The organism is Salegentibacter sp. UBA1130 (genome assembly GCF_002311535.1).
Taxonomy (GTDB): domain Bacteria; phylum Bacteroidota; class Bacteroidia; order Flavobacteriales; family Flavobacteriaceae; genus Salegentibacter; species Salegentibacter agarivorans.
Genome location: NZ_DCAP01000004.1, coordinates 126,466 through 142,279, shown reverse-complemented (window position 1 = coordinate 142,279; position 15,814 = coordinate 126,466). Strand labels below are relative to the sequence as shown.

The window sequence follows — 15,814 nt, the reverse complement described above, 5'->3', positions numbered from 1 at the left end:
GTAGAATTTTCGCAAAAATGTTAATCTAAAAGATTACTTCGCCGCTGGCTTGTATTCTTTTTTATCGATCACCATTTTAGCGATAAATGTAGAATTTTCGCAAAAATGTTAATCTAAAAGATTACTTCGCCGCTGGCTTGTATTCTTTTTTATCGATCACCATTTTAGCGATAATCTCTCTAAGAATTTCTGAAGTTCCACCACCAATTGGGCCTAGACGGCTATCTCTAAACATTCTTGCCAATGGATAATCTTCCATATACCCATAACCTCCCAACATCTGCAAACAATCGTAAATAACCTTATCGGCCATTTTTGTTGAAAGTAATTTAGACATACTGGCCTCTTTCACCACATATTGCCCGTCATTAAGGCGTTTCGCAATAGAATAATTGAATTCCTTATTCATTTCTACTTCGCTGGCCATATCGGCTACCGAATGTCTCAAAGCCTGGAATTTATCTATGGTTCTGCCAAATGCTTCTCTTTCGGCCATGTAGCCTAATGTATAATCCAGGGCATATTCAGCACGAGCGTGGGCGTTAATTCCCATAATTAATCGCTCTAAAGCAAAGTGCTGCATGATATAAGAAAAACCTTTTCCTTCTTCACCCATTAGATTTTCAGCAGGAATCTCAACATCGTCAAAAGCAATTTCTGCAGTATCTGAAGCTCTCCAGCCCAGTTTATCTAATTTTGAAGCCGAAATTCCGGGAGTTTCCCTGTCTACAATAAAAATGCTCATCCCCTTATTTCCCTTATCAGGATCGGTCTTGGCAGCTACTACTAAATAATCTGAATAAACTCCGTTGGTAATAAAAGTCTTGGAACCGTTTAAAATATATTTATCGCCTTTTTTAATTGCGGTACTTCGCATTCCGGCAACATCAGAGCCACCAAAAGGCTCGGTGATACAAAGACAGCCTATTTTATCTCCTTCAATACTTGGGTTAAGATATTTTTTCTTAATTGCATCGTCACCTTCTTTATTTACGTGCGTCATTGCCAAATAAGCGTGGGCCCACATAGCAGCAGCAAAGCCACCGCTATTAATTTTTTGAAGTTCTTCCAGGAAGATTACGGTGTAGAAAATATCAAGGTTCATCCCGCCGTATTCCTCGGGCTGGTTAAGGCCAAAGTAGCCCATTTCACCAAATTTCTTCCAGATAAAGCGTTCTATTGTGCCGGTCTTCTCCCATTTATCAATATGAGGTACCACTTCTTTCTGTAAAAAGTCCTGAAAACTTTTTCTAAAAAGTTCGTGTTCCTCTGTAAAATACAATGTATTCATGCTATTTTCTTTTTTCTTTTATTTAGAAAGGAAGCAAACTTCCGGGCCACTAAAATAAAATCAATTTTTATTATAGTAATTAATCCACGGATAAATATTTAAGTAAGCTAAAATTCCGAATATTCAATTTAAGATCAAATATAATTGAATTCTATCGATTTTATCTGAAGGAAAACTTTCTATTTTTGATAATTCTTCAAAAGAACTAATTTCTTCGTGTAGTTGGCGGTAATCTATAATCTCCCTCGCAAGCTCATATTTAATATACGGAACATCTACCAGGTCTAGAACTTTCGCTTTATTAATATTTATTAAGCTTAAATCTTCATCTTTAAAAACCTTAAATTGCTGCTGCAACTTTTCCCGCGTTTCATAATTTAAACCATAAATATCTTTTAGCTGAATCTCGCCTCTAAAACCACCGATTTTAGTTCTGTAGTTAACAATCCTATTCGCTAACACCTCACCTATTCCATTTATCTTTTGTAAATCTTCTGATTTTGCTGTATTTAAATCTGAAACTTTTACAGAAGGGATATTTCTATTGTTCTCTTTTTTCTTTTCGGCCTCAGTAACCCAATTTGGGAATTTAAAATACGGAGAAATTGTAGCAAGTAAAGAATCTGAAACACCCGTAACTTTTTGAAAATCTTTTGCAGAATTAATCCATTTATTTTCTTCTCTAAATTGCTGAAGTTTATCAATTTCTTCTACACTCATTCCTAAAGTATAACCTTTAAAATCGGTTATATAATTTGGATTAAAAGGATAGATATTAATCGAATCTGCTTCAGCCCGGGCTACTTTTATAGAATCTATTTGTGCTTGAAAAGATTCTATTTCTTCCGGGATAAAGCTTCAGAATTACTTTCCGAAGAAAAATCAGCAAAAAAATAAATCGCCTGAAAAAGAATTATAATTATTACCAAAAGAAAAATCCCATTTTGTTGGCTCCTGTTGAACACAAAATGGGATTTTATCAATTTCATAATTTTACAAGGTTAGCTGGCTTTTGCCTCTCGTTGTTTCTTGAATAATTCTCCTGCTTTTAGCTTTCGGGAATATTCATTTAGATCTTTTCTTACTTCACTAGACATAATATAAAGTCCTATAATGTTCGGGAAGGACATCGCAAGGATCATCATATCAGAGAAGTCTAATACGGCTCCTAAACTAATGGAAGCTCCTACTACAACAAACACAAGGAATAATATTTTATATGCCAATTCTGTTTTTTTGCTTTTTCCGAAGAGGTAAGTCCAGGAACGCATCCCGTAATAAGACCAGGAAATCATTGTTGAAAATGCAAATAAGAAAACTGCCATTGCCAACACATAAGGGAACCAGGAAACTACACTTGCAAAAGCATCTGAGGTTAATTGAACCCCACCTACTCCTTCTACTTCGTGCATTCCGGTAAAGATTAATACTAAAGCAGTTAAAGTACAAACCACTACAGTATCAATAAAAGGCTCTAATAAAGCGACAAAACCTTCAGATGGCGGGTGATTTGTTTTTGCTGCCGAGTGAGCAATCGCTGCCGACCCAACACCAGCTTCGTTAGAGAATGCTGCACGTTGAAAACCAACAATTAGCACCCCTATAATTCCACCTTTCATCGCTGTAGCGTTAAAAGCTCCATCGTAAATAGCTCCAAATGCCGGAACAATATTTTCTATATTTATAAATATTACAGTTAAAGCACCAAGAACGTATACTGCAGCCATAAATGGCACCACCTTACCGGTTACTTTAGCAATACTTTGAATACCTCCAATAATAACAATACCTACAAGAACTGCAACTCCAATACCAAACCAAAATCCATTACCAATTAAGAAAGTAAACTGGCCAGAAAGGATTTCAAAAGATTGATTGGCCTGGAACATATTTCCACCACCAAATGAGGCACCAATACCTAAAATAGCGAAAAAGGCAGCAAGGAATTTACCTAAACCACGCATATTTCTTTTTTCAAGTCCGTAGCGCAAATAGTTCATTGGTCCTCCAAAGATTCTCCCTTCAGAGTTTATAAAACGATATTTTACACCAAGCGTACATTCTACGAATTTTGATGCCATACCCAGTAAACCGGCAATAATCATCCAGAAAGTTGCTCCTGCACCACCAAGGGAAATTGCAACGGCAACACCGGCAATATTACCCAAACCTACTGTAGCAGAAACTGCGGTTGCCAGCGCCTGAAAGTGAGTAATACTACCCGGTGCGTTAGGCTCGTCATATTTCCCTCTGGCAAGGTCTATAGAGTGTTTAAATCCTTTAAAGTTGATGAAGCCCATTTTTACAGTAAAGAATGCTGCACCAAAAATTAACCAAACAACAATAAAAGGAATATTATGTTTTTGTGGAGTTCCATTAGGATTGGTTAGAATTTGCGGTTCATCATATTGAATTTGGGCCAACATATGGGCGTTTGTTTCAATAAGATCTGAACTATTTTGATAATCCCATATTGTTTCGCCTTCTCCTACCAGATATTCTACTGTTCCAGTAGCATTGGCCATAACCTCTAGATCACCGCTATTTTGAGATCCTACAATGGCAATAAGGTCACCTTCTTCTACGTGAGCTCCCTCTTCTACCTGCCATTCTTTTAAGATGAATTTATCTTCTGTATCAGCACTCCAATCTGGAGTTGGGACAAAACGTTTTTCGGCATATACCTTTGGATCGTAGATTCCTACAGCGGTAAATGGATCCCAGAAAAGAATAGCCGTCATTCCTTCTACAATGGGAACAAAAGTACCGTTAAAATGTTCGGTAATAGCATCAGCCTTTATTTCAAAACTTTTTGTTACAGAATTACCTTCACTGTCGGTAACTGTTACTTCATAAGGAACTCCTTCGGTAAGACCTTCTGCTCTGGATGATTCTAAAGAAGTTTCGGGATCAGACCATTGGTATTTATAAGGAGGTACTCCTCCTTCAACCTCAAGATCAATAAACCCGTTATTAATAATATTGGAAGGATTGCCAACTTTGGCCTGGACATCCAGTTCTTGTGCATTAATCGCTAAAATTGAAAACAAAAAGAACATTGAAAGCAGATACTTTCTCATATAGTATAAAGGTTGTTTAATTTAGATTGATAATTTCCGCGAAGCAAGATGCTAAAAAAATGGGCCTTTTCAAATTTTTGGGAGTTAAAATGTAAAGGTATTGTTAAATTTAGTTTGATTAAATCCTGAAGAAACTTAAAATTATTGATAAAAATGCAGTTAAATACCGGTTATAGATCAAAAACTGAAGTTCTTTTAGTGTACACCAAGTCTTTAAGTTTTAACCAAAATGCAAGGACCAAATACACCACAAACCAGGAGCCCAGTGTTACAAACGAGGCATAAATAAAAAACAAGCGTACACTTTTGGCGCGCATTCCCATTTTATCGGCCACTCGGGAAGAAACATAAAAACCATGTCTTTCAAAAAAATAACGAATATTGTGCACCATTTTTGTCATCGTTACAAATATAAGATTTTAAGTCTTTCGTTGCAGTAATTTTACACCAATAGCACAATCAAGACATTTATTGGCTTCACAATAATTCTTTTTTAAGTTTATCATAGCCTGGGAATGTAAAGCGTTTTGCGTACTGCCATTTTTAATTTTATTAAAATTCTGAACAATCTTATTATTCTCGGCAGGTATTTTTTCTATTAGCTCTAGTAAAATTTCTATTTCATCATTACCGCGCGATTAGGAATCACAAAAACGAAGCGGAATAATAGTATTTATAAGCACCAGATCTTTAAAAGCGGGACTTAGCCTTTTTTCCCTTTCTCTATGTTTCTTCGGAAATGAATAATGCTGCCGCCAAAATTCAGAAGTTTCTACATCTAAAATTTTATAAATAGGCAAGAAAGATTTTGAAGCAATTAATTCTGAAAACAAATTCTTCTGCTTAAAATAAAGCGAAGCCAACTGAGACAGCCTAATATTCGGAAAATTATCTGGCCGTAACCTGAAATATTTTGGAGGAATCACGCCAGAATTTGAGAGTTTGTATTTATGTTTTAGATAGGCATATTCCTGCTGCAGTTTTTTATAATAAGGGATATTTAATTGCTTACTAAGCAAACCGGCCTGGCCAAAAAACAAAGCTTCAAGTTGTAAATTATTTTGAGAGGATTTCTGCACCACAGAAAAATCCAAACTTTGCGCCATACTTAGAAACGCATCTCCATTAAGATTAAGCCCAAAGTTTTTAGCTAACATCTGAAATAAAACTGCTTCCCAGTTATTCCCAGATTTCCCTAATAAATCTAAAATAAGTATAGATTTTTCTTCTAAACGCTCTAAATAAAGACGCTCCTGCCAATGGCGCAGCGTGAAATCATCTACTTCTTTAAAATTTTTCTCGCAATTAATCCAGTTTTCAGGAGAAGCAAAAAGTTGGCGATAACCCATAAGTAAATCCTGATCTACAAGACTTTTTAAGCTTAAAGCGGGTATAGAAGTTTTATTATGCCTTTGTACGTCAACATCGTCTTCCCAAACTACGTGTAAAATAACATTATCGTAATTTGTGTCTTTTTCGTGTTGGTGAAAATACCAGTCTGATGCTTTGATATGCAACTCTACATTTCCGGCCCATAGCTGGTCTCCAATTTTTAAGCGCGCATTGAAGAAATCGGGGCCCGAATTAAAATTATGAGCTCCACTATCTATTAGAAGTATTTTTTCTCCCTGCGTGGTTTTTGCATTGGTGAAATCGAATTTCTTGAATTTCCATAGATAATGTAAAAAATCTTCGCGCATCTTCTAAAATTAGAAAAATGCGCTTTAAGACCAGTCTTTTAAACTACTGAGGTAAAATTTGGGGGATTTCATCTATAATTTCTTCCACCCAAAAGCGATACATCAATCCGCTGGGGTGTAAATTATCTTCGGCAATAAGGGCGGCATCTCTTTCAGCTTCACGGGAAATTGGCGTAATGTTATAAAAATCAACCTCAAATTCTGCCGCAATTCTTCTAAAAACCGCATTAAACTCATCTATTTCCTCGCCAATAGTTTCTGTATTTTCTGCTCCAAAAGGCGTCACTCCATAATCTGGAATACTCAAAGCAAAAACGCCTTTTTCCCTACGTTTAGAATGATTAAGCGCCAACTTAAAAATCTCGCGCAATTCTTCTTCATAATCTTCAATACCTTGTCCCTGGTACTGATTATTAACTCCAATTAAAATAGAAACTAAATCAAATTCTCGGGTATAATTCAATTCAGATCGCATTGCGGCTAATAAATTTCCAGAGGTCCAACCGGTTTTGGCTATAATTTTAGGTGGTGCTACTTTATACCCTCTTTCGTTAAGTTGAGCAACCAACTGTACCGGCCAGCGCTCTTTTTCGGGTACACTTTCACCAATGGTATAAGAATCACCCAGGGCAAGGTAACTATAATCCATACCAGAAGGATTATCGGTTTCTGTATTGTGGGTGACAGAATTAGATGTGTTGCAACCAATTACTAAAAATACTAAAATTATAAAGTAGAAATTTTTCATTCAGAATCTTTTTAGGGCTTTAAATAGTGTATTTTGCAGCAATTTAAAACATTTAGCCCATTTGTAATATGAAATTATACTTCATTTTATTCTTTTTAAGCAGCGCAGTCTTTGCCCAGGAAACACCGGCAAAAAGCTTTTGGAACCAACTTCAGCAACACTGCGGTAAATCTTATGAAGGCACTATAATCCAGGGAATAGGCAACGCTGATTTTGATGGCAAGAAATTAATTATGCACGTGAGGTCTTGCGAGGAAAATGAAATTAAAATCCCATTTTTTGTAGGAGAAAATAAATCCCGGACCTGGATTTTACGATTAAAAGATAATAAAATTGAGCTGAAACATGATCACCGCAAACCCGATGGCAGCGAAGATAAAATAACGCAGTACGGCGGCACGGCTTCTAACACCGGTTTAGCCAACATCCAGGTATTTCCTGCTGATGACGAAACGGCCGAATTACTTCCCGCTGCGGCAACCAATGTTTGGTGGATAAGCTTAGATGATGAAATTTTTAGTTACAATCTTAAAAGAATTGGTGCTAAAACTAATTTTAGTGTAGAATTTGATCTTTCCAATCCAATAAAAACACCTGATGCTCCCTGGGGATGGGAAGAATAATATTTTAAGATTATTTTATAAGCAATACCTAAATTGCGGTTAAACCCTACGGAAATAATTCCATTTTGGAATTTTTGTTTATCTTTTTTAGCAAAGTGAACCAGCAACTCAATTATGGAACCCAACCAAGAAAATAAAAACACTTCTACAAATATTACCTCAAAACCAACGCAAGAAAAAGAAGAACCCCAAACCGGAATCGGACGTTTCTTTTCTAAAGTTGGATATTCAATTTGGATAGCGGTAATGGTAGTTGGTGGTATAATTGCTTTCCTGGTTTCCCTCCTGGTATTATGAAAAGTTTAAAAACGTTCTTTTTTATAAGCTGTCTTCTTTTTGCTCTTCTCCAAGCTCTTTATTTTTTTGAGATCCCACTCCCCGATATTATTAATTTCTACTTGGCAAATTTTCTTTGTATGCCTATTGTATTAAGCATTTGTCTCTATACGGTACAGTTCCTTAAGAAGGATAAAACTTTACGTTTAAATCTTATAACTGTACTTTCAGTATTCGTGATGTATGCTATTTATTTTGAAGTTATTCTACCACCACTACACTGGAGATACACGGCCGATATAATTGACGTGCTTCTATATTTAATTGGAAGTTTTCTCTTTTATTTTCTTCAGAAATTACCATAAGTAAACTCCATCGAAGCGAGCTCACGAAGCTATTAAAAAGAATAATATTCTATTCCGAGCAAAGTATCATAGCAATTGAATCTCGATTATAGAGTCAATTTACCTCCTTAAGCTGCTTTCCTGAATTTTTCACTGATGTAAATTTCCCCTGCTTTAAGTCGTTTCAGGTAAATTTTCATATCCTCCCGTACTTCAGAAGACATTATATATAAACCTATAATATTAGGAAAAGACATGGCTAAAATCATCATATCAGAGAAACTAAGTACGGCCCCCAGACTTGTAGAAGCGCCAAGAACCACAAATAGAAGGAACATAATTTTATAAACGGTTTCAGATTTCACACTTTTCCCAAAAAGATAAGTCCAGGATCTCATTCCGTAATAAGACCAGGAGACCATAGTTGAAAATGCAAATAAGAAAACGGCAAAAGCCAGAACTGCGGGAAACCACGAGATCACACTACCAAATGCATCTGAGGTTAACTCGACTCCTCCAAGCCCATTCACTTCGTGCATACCGGTGAAAATAAGGACAAGAGCCGTCATAGTACAAACCACCATAGTATCTATAAATGGTTCTACCAAAGAAGTAAAACCATCGGCTATAGGATTATTGGTTTTTGAAGCACTATGCGCAATTGCAGCCGAACCAACCCCGGCTTCACTGGAAAACGCTGCCCGTTGTAAACCAATAATTAACACTCCAATAAATCCACCTTTAAGTGCATCTGCAGAGAGTGCTCCATTAAAGATTGCAGAGAAAGCACCACCTATATTTTCTATATGGGTGCCAATTACAATAGCACATCCAAGAATATATACCATGGCCATAAAAGGAACCACTTTTCCGGTAACTTTAGCAATACTATTAATACCGCCAATTATTACCACCCCAACTAATATAGCGAAGCCTACACCAAACCAAAAACCGTGACCCTGTAGAAATGGTAATTGCTCAGAAACAATTTTAAATGCCTGGTTAGATTGTAGCATATTGCCCCCGCCAAATGAAGCCCCAACGCCAAGAACGGCAAAAAGGCCGGCAAGAAATTTACCAAGACCTCTCATATTTCTTTTTTCAAGGCCATATCTCAAATAATTCATTGGTCCGCCAAAAATTCGGCCTTCACTATTTATAAATCGGTATTTTACCCCTAAAGTACACTCTACAAATTTTAAAGACATAGCAAAAAATCCTGCTAAAAACATCCAAAAGGTAGCGCCGGCACCACCAAGGGAAATAGCTACTGCCACGCCCGCGATATTTCCTAGACCAACTGTTGCAGAAACAGCAGTTGCCATAGCCTGGAAGTGAGTAATAGTACCCGGTGCATTTGGGTCGTCATACTTCCCCCTGGCCAGGTCTATGGAATGCCTGAACCCACGGATATTTATAAACCCAAGTCTAATCGTAAAAAAGATACTTCCTATAATTAACCACATTACAATAAAGGGAATCGCATTCATCTTCACATCTCCATTAGGATGTAACAAGGGTTGCGGCTCAGCGTAAACTACTTCTGCAAAAACGTGTGCATCCTGTTCTACAACATCACTGGTACTATTTGGATCAAAAATTACGTGGCCTTCTTTAACCAGGTAATTGAGTCTTCCTTTTACCGGCGAAAAAACTTCAATTTCTTCCCCTGTATTAGTTTGGATTATGGCAATTTTATCGCCTTCATTAACCTCGGCATTTTTTGTGATTAACCATTCTTTTAAAGTATAGGAATTATTGCTTAAAGCATCCCATTCGGGAATAGGAATTTGTTTAGTGGGAGTATACACCACGGGATCAAAAATACCCAAAGAAGCAAATGGATCCCAAAATAAAATCCCGCCAAGAAAATCTACGGCGGGCTGTACATTACTATTAAAAATTTCGGTAATAGATTCGGCAGGAATTGTAAAGGATTTAGAAACAGATTTATTATTCGCATCTGTCACTTTAATGGTATGTTCCATTCCCTCAATTAAACCAGTAGATTTCCTGGCATCTAAGGCAGTAGATTGATTGGTCCATTTATACTGGTATGGCTTTTCTCCCCCGGTTACAATAACTTCGGCTATCCCGTCGTTAATTTCCCGTGAAGGGTTTGAAAGAGTTACTTCTACCTGTAAATCAGAATTATTTTGTGTGTTTTCCTGTGCCCCGGTAATGGCTGTTAACATTAAAAATATACTGGTAAAAAGCCATAAATTCCTCATAAACTAAATTTCTTTACTATTTATCTGATATAATATTATTTGCATAAAAAAATGAAAGTATTAAAAATTTATAATAATATATATTTTTAATACTCTCAGCTAAATATAATTTCTGAACATTTAATTCAGAATTCATATAAAAATTAATCGATGAATCCTTGTTTTTTCATCCACTCATCGTTAAATATCTTTCCTACATAACGGCTGCCATGGTCGTGAAATAAAACAACCACCACATCATCTTTGGTAAAATGTTCTTTAAGTTGAAGCAATCCTTTTGCTGCAGCGCCGGCTGAATTTCCTAAAAAGAAACCTTCTTCTTCGGCCAATTTACGAGTGTAAACAGCGGCGTCTTTATCGGTTACCTTGGTAAATCCATCAATCACACTAAAATCTACATTTTTTGGTAAAATGTCTTCTCCAATCCCTTCGGTGATATATGGGTAAATCTCTTTTTCGTCAAATTCCCCGGTTTCATGGTATTTTTTAAAAACAGAACCATAGGTATCAATTCCCCAAACTTTAATATTCGGATTTTTCTCCTTCAAATATTTTCCCACTCCAGAAATAGTTCCACCGGTACCTACGCCTACTACAAAATGAGTCACTTTCCCATCGGTTTGTTCCCAAATTTCAGGACCGGTACTTTCGTAATGTGCTTTGGTATTTGCCAGATTATCATATTGATTCACATACCAGGAATTTGGAGTTTCTTCTGCCATTCTTTTTGAGGTTGAATAATAAGATTGCGGATCTTCTGGCGCAACATCGGTGGGACAAACTACCACTTCGCAACCTACGGCTTTTAAAATATCTATTTTTTCTTTGCTCTGTTTATCAGAAAGTACACAAACCATTTTATAGCCTTTCACAATGGCTGCAAGGGCAAGGCCCATTCCTGTATTTCCAGATGTTCCTTCAATAATAGTTCCGCCGGGTTTTAAAAGTCCCTTGGCTTCAGCTTCTTCTACCATTTTCACCGCCATACGATCTTTAACCGAATTTCCCGGGTTAAAAGTTTCATATTTTGCTAAAACCAAAGCGTCTATATCTTTAGTGATCTTATTCATTTTCACCATTGGCGTATTCCCAATAGTCCCCAATATATTTTCTACGTAATCCATTTCTTTATTTTTGAAGTTGCAAAGGTAAAAAATTGAATTTACTTCAATAGAATCACCAAAAGCACTCGATTTGTTATAATTTATTCAAATTTAATTGCTCTGGAAGGAGAAATCTTTGAAATTATTACTGAAGGAATTATCAACATCAGCATACATAAAATTAAGGTTCCCAGGTTTACCGCTAAAATATAGTCCCAGCTTAGATAAACGGGAACTTCAGTCACATAATAGGTTTCAGGATTTAATGGTACCAGTTTAAAATATTTCTGCAGCAATAATATTCCGATTCCGATTAAATTTCCCCAGAAAAGTCCTTTAATAATAAGGTAACCGGCATTGTAAAGAAAAATCTTTCTAATACTCCAGTCGTTACCGCCCAGGGCTTTTAAAATCCCGATCATTTGGGTGCGCTCAAGAATTAAAACCAGCAAAGCAGTAATCATATTTATCCCGGCGACCAAAATCATAATTCCAATAATAAGGGCGATATTAAAATCGAAAAGCGCCAGCCATTCAAATATCGAATAATACTTCTGGTTTATGGTTTGCGTATCTAAAAACGACCCCGTGTTCTCATAAACTTCCTGGCCTTTTTCATCAATTTCGTCAAAATCGTTTAGAAAAACTTCAAAATTGCCTACCTCATTTTCTCCCCAGCGATTAAGACGTTGAATATGCCGAATATCGGCCAGCACATAGAGTTTATCAAAGTCCATAAACCCAGAATCATAAATACCGGTAACCACAAATCCACGGGTTAGCGGTCTATCGCTGCCATCGCGCAGAAAATAAGTTGGAATTTTATCTCCTATATTTAATTGAAGCCTGTTCGCTAAATAAGCTGAAACTAAAACCTCATCATTCAAGTTATTATCAACATCTGGCAGTTTACCTTTAATCAGGAAATCTTCAAAATAATTCCAATTATAATCGGTGCCCACACCTTTTACCACAACCCCTTCAAAATCTGTTTCAGTACGAATTATCCCAAATTTTGTTGCCACCGCCTGTACGTGGGCAATACCATCAACGGTATTAAATTCAGGATAAAAATCCTGGTCTTTATCAACCGGGGTAAGCGTAACCTGTGAGCTGTTATTATCGTAATTAGAAATATTAATATGCCCGTTAAAAGCCGCAATCTTATCCCTTATTTTTTCCTGCAAACCAAGTCCGGTTGCAAAAGAAACCAACATCATCACCACACCAATAGCAATTGCCGCAATCGCTATTTTTATAATAGGTGCAGAAATACTACTTTTATGGCTTTTACCGCCGATAAGGCGTTTAACAACAAAAAATTCGAAATTCAAATTATCACGATGCTTAAAAGGTTATTCAAAAGTACATTTTTATTCGCTTTTATAGGTATTCTTTCCTGCGGAAACCAAAATAAGAAAGAGCAATCTTCAGAAGAAATTGCAATAAATAATCAAGATGAAACCGCTGTTAAAGACATTATTCTCGCAGCCAATCGTACCGAAACTTACCTTCCTTTGTTGAAGGGAAAAAGAGTGGGGATTGTAGGAAACCAGACTTCAATTATGAAAAATGAAGCTGGAGAATTTACCCACGTAGTAGATTCTTTGCTGGCCTTAGAAGTGAATCTGGTAAAAGGTTTTGCCCCTGAACACGGCTTTCGTGGAACAGCTGATGCCGGCGAAGCAGTAGAAGATGGTAAAGATGCTCAAACCGGCTTACCAGTAATTTCACTTTATGGCGATAACAAAAAGCCGAAAGCAGCACAGCTGGAAGATCTTGATGTATTAATTTTTGACCTACAGGATGTAGGAACCCGTTTTTACACCTATATTTCTTCCTTACATTATGTGATGGAAGCCTGCGCCGAAAATGACGTACAACTTATCGTTTTTGACCGACCAAACCCTAACGGACATTATATAGACGGCCCCATCCTGGAAACCGAGTTTAAAAGTTTTGTAGGAATGCATCCAATTCCAACCGTTCACGGCTTAACTATGGGAGAATACGCAAAAATGATTAATGGCGAAAAATGGTTAAAAGACGGCATTCAATGCGATTTGGAAGTAATTGAAATGGAAAATTACGACCACTCTAAAGCTTACGATCTTCCGGTGAAACCTTCACCAAATTTACCCAATGCACAGGCAATAAATTTATACCCAAGTCTATGTTTCTTTGAAGGTACCAATGTGAACGCCGGTCGTGGCACCGACAAACAATTCCAGGTATTCGGCTCGCCGTTTTTAGATGAAAATTATTTTGATTTCACCTATACTCCACAATCTAAGCCTGGCGCAAAAAGCCCAAAACATCTCGGGAAAGAATGCTATGGTCGGGATCTTAGTGAAATAGCGCGGGTAGATCAAATAAATTTAGAATGGCTAATTGAAGCATATGAAAACACCGCGAATAGAGATGAATTCTTCAATGCTTTTTTCACAAAACTGGCGGGAACCAAAGAATTACAAACTCAAATTGAAGCCGGTTTATCTGCTAAAGAAATAAGGGATAGTTGGCAGCAAGGTTTGGAAAATTTTGAAGTTAAAAGAAAGCAATACCTAATTTATTAAGGGCGTGGCGGGATACGAGTTGCGAGTTGCGGGTTTCGGAATATTAACTTTTCCAGTTCAATTCTACATATTGAATGAATTTATTAATTTTTGCTCCCAGAATTTCGTAGTCCTTAACTAGGTCTTGATGAGGTCCCATAATAGCAGGACAAAGGTGTAATAACTTATTAAAATGTAAAATGGTTTCATCATTACTGGCGTGGGAATAAATTAAGAACTTAATGAAGTCAGCTTTGTACCGTTTTCTTCCATAACCTTCAACAATATTTGTAACTACAGAATCTGAAGATCTTCTTATCTGACTCCCCAATTCGTACAATTCATATTTGGGAAGCTTTAAACTTAGAGAATGAATTTTAAAGAATAAATTCAGGGAAGCATTATAAATATCAAGATCACGGTAACTCGAGCTCATATTTTTTGAATTTAAAGTAATTCTCTAATTTAGAATTTTAGTGTTATTTAATAAAACCGTGAAACACGCAACCCGTACCGCCCAACAATAAAGGCACAATCCAGAAAAAACCTACAATCTAATCAAACCCAAACCCTAAAAAATAATCCTTCTACCCCTTAACCCTCTTCTTCATCTCTTCTACAATATTATATGCAGCGGGGCAAATAGCCGTATTTTTAATAGTAAGATTAGAGATTTTATGAAAATCTTTCCGGTCGGTATGCGGGAATTCCCGGCAGGCTTTTGGTCGCACATCATAAATTAGGCAGTAATTATCTGCAGCCAAAAAAGTACAGGGCACTTGTTGCAGCACATAATCATTATCTTCATCTATTCGCAAATACTGCTCAATAAACTGTTGCGGCTTTAATTTTAAATGCTTGCTAATGCGCTCTATGTCTTTATTGGTAAATAAAGGGCCGGTAGTTTTACAGCAATTTGCACAGTCCAGGCAATTAGTGCGCGAAAATTCTTCCTCGTGCATTTCCTGCATCTGCCTATCCAAATCTTTTGGCGGCTTTTTTCTAAGCTTTGCAAAAAACTTTTTATTTTCCTTATGCTTATCTTTGGCCTTTTCAGGGAGATTTTTTAGAATTTCTTCCATTGGGCAAAGATATAAAACCAAGCTACACCTTATCAATGAATCAGCAAACTTCAGTAAAAGACATTTTTGGAAAAGCTATTTCCGCTTACTATTACGAAAAGGATACTACAGATATCCAGGTACATTCCCCCGACTTTGATGATGATGTAATTCCTGTTCCCTATTTGTTCAGAAATTATGCTGAAATGCCACCCTTAGAGCAAAAAGCGCTGCAACTTGCAAAGGGAAAAGTTTTAGATGTTGGCTGCGGCGCAGGAAGCCATTCGCTTTATCTTCAGCAAGAAAAAAACCTTCAGGTGACTTCCATTGATACCTCTAAAGGAGCTATAGAAATTTCCCGTCTACGCGGAATTAAAGATGCTCGAAATATTGATTTTTTCGATTTGAAAAATGAAAAATTTGATACCATTTTGATGCTAATGAATGGCAGCGGAATAATTGGCAAGCTCAACCAGCTTGACAAATTCTTTAAAAAAACCAGGGAATTGCTAAATCCCAATGGTAAAGTCCTTTTGGATTCTTCAGATTTAAGTTATTTATTTGACCGGGAGGAAGATGGCGGAATTTGGGTAGACTCTGAAGCTGCATATTACGGTGAACTGGAATTTAAAGTGAGTTATAAAGGAGAAAATTCTGCTTATTTCAATTGGCTCTATATAGATTTTCAAACTTTAAAATTTGCCGCTGAAACCAATAACTTTCGCTGTAAACGAATAAAAGAGGGAAAACACTACGATTATTTAGCTGAATTACAAGCTTTAAAACAATAAATTTATATTTT

16 protein-coding genes are annotated in these 15,814 nt (G+C 36.6%); 5 read left to right on the top strand and 11 right to left on the bottom strand.

Annotated elements, in window-relative coordinates; translation table 11 throughout:
• Positions 1–121: 121 nt before the first annotated feature.
• The 6 genes from B4F31_RS01445 to B4F31_RS01420 form a co-directional block, all read right to left on the bottom strand.
• Positions 122–1,291, bottom strand: a complete 1,170-nt coding sequence (locus B4F31_RS01445) for an acyl-CoA dehydrogenase family protein (protein WP_286760443.1) — start codon at positions 1,289–1,291, stop codon at positions 122–124.
• Between the two features lie 123 nt (positions 1,292–1,414).
• The gene (locus B4F31_RS01440) at positions 1,415–2,011 is read right to left on the bottom strand and encodes a ComEA family DNA-binding protein (protein ID WP_286760442.1); all 597 of its coding nucleotides are present in this window, start codon (positions 2,009–2,011) and stop codon (positions 1,415–1,417) included.
• Between the two features lie 281 nt (positions 2,012–2,292).
• Complete coding sequence (locus tag B4F31_RS01435; protein ID WP_093303800.1) at positions 2,293–4,371, bottom strand: amino acid carrier protein; 2,079 nt, start codon at positions 4,369–4,371, stop codon at positions 2,293–2,295.
• 170 nt (positions 4,372–4,541) lie between these two features.
• The gene (locus tag B4F31_RS01430) at positions 4,542–4,772 is read right to left on the bottom strand and encodes a PspC family transcriptional regulator (RefSeq protein ID WP_075325989.1); all 231 of its coding nucleotides are present in this window, start codon (positions 4,770–4,772) and stop codon (positions 4,542–4,544) included.
• Between the two features lie 237 nt (positions 4,773–5,009).
• On the bottom strand, positions 5,010–6,071 hold the full coding sequence (locus B4F31_RS01425; RefSeq protein ID WP_349675911.1) for a DUF2851 family protein: 1,062 nt from the start codon (positions 6,069–6,071) through the stop codon (positions 5,010–5,012).
• A gap of 43 nt (positions 6,072–6,114) precedes the next feature.
• Positions 6,115–6,819: an SGNH/GDSL hydrolase family protein gene (locus B4F31_RS01420; RefSeq protein WP_286760441.1), complete on the bottom strand. Its 705-nt coding sequence runs from the start codon at positions 6,817–6,819 to the stop codon at positions 6,115–6,117.
• Positions 6,820–6,887: 68 nt separating this feature from the next.
• Here B4F31_RS01420 and B4F31_RS01415 point away from each other — a divergent pair, with 68 nt between their 5' ends.
• From B4F31_RS01415 to B4F31_RS01405, 3 genes are all read left to right on the top strand, one after another.
• On the top strand, positions 6,888–7,442 hold the full coding sequence (locus tag B4F31_RS01415; protein WP_286760440.1) for a hypothetical protein: 555 nt from the start codon (positions 6,888–6,890) through the stop codon (positions 7,440–7,442).
• Between the two features lie 114 nt (positions 7,443–7,556).
• Positions 7,557–7,739, top strand: coding sequence for a hypothetical protein (locus B4F31_RS01410; protein ID WP_286760439.1), 183 nt, complete (start codon positions 7,557–7,559; stop codon positions 7,737–7,739).
• A 119-nt stretch (positions 7,740–7,858) separates the two neighbouring features.
• Complete coding sequence (locus tag B4F31_RS01405; protein WP_286760438.1) at positions 7,859–8,083, top strand: hypothetical protein; 225 nt, start codon at positions 7,859–7,861, stop codon at positions 8,081–8,083.
• Between the two features lie 107 nt (positions 8,084–8,190).
• Here B4F31_RS01405 and B4F31_RS01400 read toward each other — a convergent pair whose 3' ends face one another.
• From B4F31_RS01400 to B4F31_RS01390, 3 genes are all read right to left on the bottom strand, one after another.
• Positions 8,191–10,293 (bottom strand): alanine/glycine:cation symporter family protein, encoded by a 2,103-nt coding sequence (locus tag B4F31_RS01400; protein WP_075325983.1) that lies wholly within the window; start codon positions 10,291–10,293, stop codon positions 8,191–8,193.
• A gap of 143 nt (positions 10,294–10,436) precedes the next feature.
• Positions 10,437–11,417, bottom strand: coding sequence for a PLP-dependent cysteine synthase family protein (locus tag B4F31_RS01395; RefSeq protein WP_286760437.1), 981 nt, complete (start codon positions 11,415–11,417; stop codon positions 10,437–10,439).
• Between the two features lie 80 nt (positions 11,418–11,497).
• Entirely contained in the window at positions 11,498–12,730 is a 1,233-nt protein-coding gene (locus B4F31_RS01390) for an ABC transporter permease (protein ID WP_286760436.1), read from the bottom strand.
• A 9-nt stretch (positions 12,731–12,739) separates the two neighbouring features.
• On the opposite strand from B4F31_RS01390, the gene B4F31_RS01385 reads away from it, so the two are divergent.
• On the top strand, positions 12,740–13,972 hold the full coding sequence (locus tag B4F31_RS01385; protein WP_286760435.1) for an exo-beta-N-acetylmuramidase NamZ family protein: 1,233 nt from the start codon (positions 12,740–12,742) through the stop codon (positions 13,970–13,972).
• A 43-nt stretch (positions 13,973–14,015) separates the two neighbouring features.
• On the opposite strand, the gene B4F31_RS01380 is transcribed toward B4F31_RS01385, so the two are convergent.
• Positions 14,016–14,387, bottom strand: a complete 372-nt coding sequence (locus B4F31_RS01380; RefSeq protein WP_286760434.1) for a four helix bundle protein — start codon at positions 14,385–14,387, stop codon at positions 14,016–14,018.
• A gap of 151 nt (positions 14,388–14,538) precedes the next feature.
• Positions 14,539–15,033: a YkgJ family cysteine cluster protein gene (locus tag B4F31_RS01375; protein WP_286760433.1), complete on the bottom strand. Its 495-nt coding sequence runs from the start codon at positions 15,031–15,033 to the stop codon at positions 14,539–14,541.
• Positions 15,034–15,068: 35 nt separating this feature from the next.
• Between B4F31_RS01375 and B4F31_RS01370 the strand changes: the two genes are divergently transcribed.
• Positions 15,069–15,803 (top strand): class I SAM-dependent methyltransferase, encoded by a 735-nt coding sequence (locus tag B4F31_RS01370; RefSeq protein ID WP_286760446.1) that lies wholly within the window; start codon positions 15,069–15,071, stop codon positions 15,801–15,803.
• The last annotated feature ends 11 nt before the right edge of the window (positions 15,804–15,814 follow it).

Excerpts from the sequence above, each read along its gene's own strand:
- B4F31_RS01415 (WP_286760440.1), top strand. The coding sequence starts at position 6,888 with ATGAAATTATACTTCATTTTATTCTTTTTAAGCAGCGCAGTCTTTGCC.
- B4F31_RS01385 (WP_286760435.1), top strand. The coding sequence starts at position 12,740 with ATGCTTAAAAGGTTATTCAAAAGTACATTTTTATTCGCTTTTATAGGT.
- B4F31_RS01425 (WP_349675911.1), bottom strand. The coding sequence starts at position 6,071 with ATGCGCGAAGATTTTTTACATTATCTATGGAAATTCAAGAAATTCGAT.
- B4F31_RS01435 (WP_093303800.1), bottom strand. The coding sequence starts at position 4,371 with ATGAGAAAGTATCTGCTTTCAATGTTCTTTTTGTTTTCAATTTTAGCG.
- B4F31_RS01420 (WP_286760441.1), bottom strand. The coding sequence starts at position 6,819 with ATGAAAAATTTCTACTTTATAATTTTAGTATTTTTAGTAATTGGTTGC.
- B4F31_RS01400 (WP_075325983.1), bottom strand. The coding sequence starts at position 10,293 with ATGAGGAATTTATGGCTTTTTACCAGTATATTTTTAATGTTAACAGCC.
- B4F31_RS01410 (WP_286760439.1), top strand. The coding sequence starts at position 7,557 with ATGGAACCCAACCAAGAAAATAAAAACACTTCTACAAATATTACCTCA.
- B4F31_RS01370 (WP_286760446.1), top strand. The coding sequence starts at position 15,069 with ATGAATCAGCAAACTTCAGTAAAAGACATTTTTGGAAAAGCTATTTCC.
- B4F31_RS01395 (WP_286760437.1), bottom strand. The coding sequence starts at position 11,417 with ATGGATTACGTAGAAAATATATTGGGGACTATTGGGAATACGCCAATG.
- B4F31_RS01380 (WP_286760434.1), bottom strand. The coding sequence starts at position 14,387 with ATGAGCTCGAGTTACCGTGATCTTGATATTTATAATGCTTCCCTGAAT.
- B4F31_RS01430 (WP_075325989.1), bottom strand. The coding sequence starts at position 4,772 with ATGACAAAAATGGTGCACAATATTCGTTATTTTTTTGAAAGACATGGT.
- B4F31_RS01405 (WP_286760438.1), top strand. The coding sequence starts at position 7,859 with ATGCCTATTGTATTAAGCATTTGTCTCTATACGGTACAGTTCCTTAAG.
- B4F31_RS01445 (WP_286760443.1), bottom strand. The coding sequence starts at position 1,291 with ATGAATACATTGTATTTTACAGAGGAACACGAACTTTTTAGAAAAAGT.
- B4F31_RS01375 (WP_286760433.1), bottom strand. The coding sequence starts at position 15,033 with ATGGAAGAAATTCTAAAAAATCTCCCTGAAAAGGCCAAAGATAAGCAT.
- B4F31_RS01440 (WP_286760442.1), bottom strand. The coding sequence starts at position 2,011 with ATGAGTGTAGAAGAAATTGATAAACTTCAGCAATTTAGAGAAGAAAAT.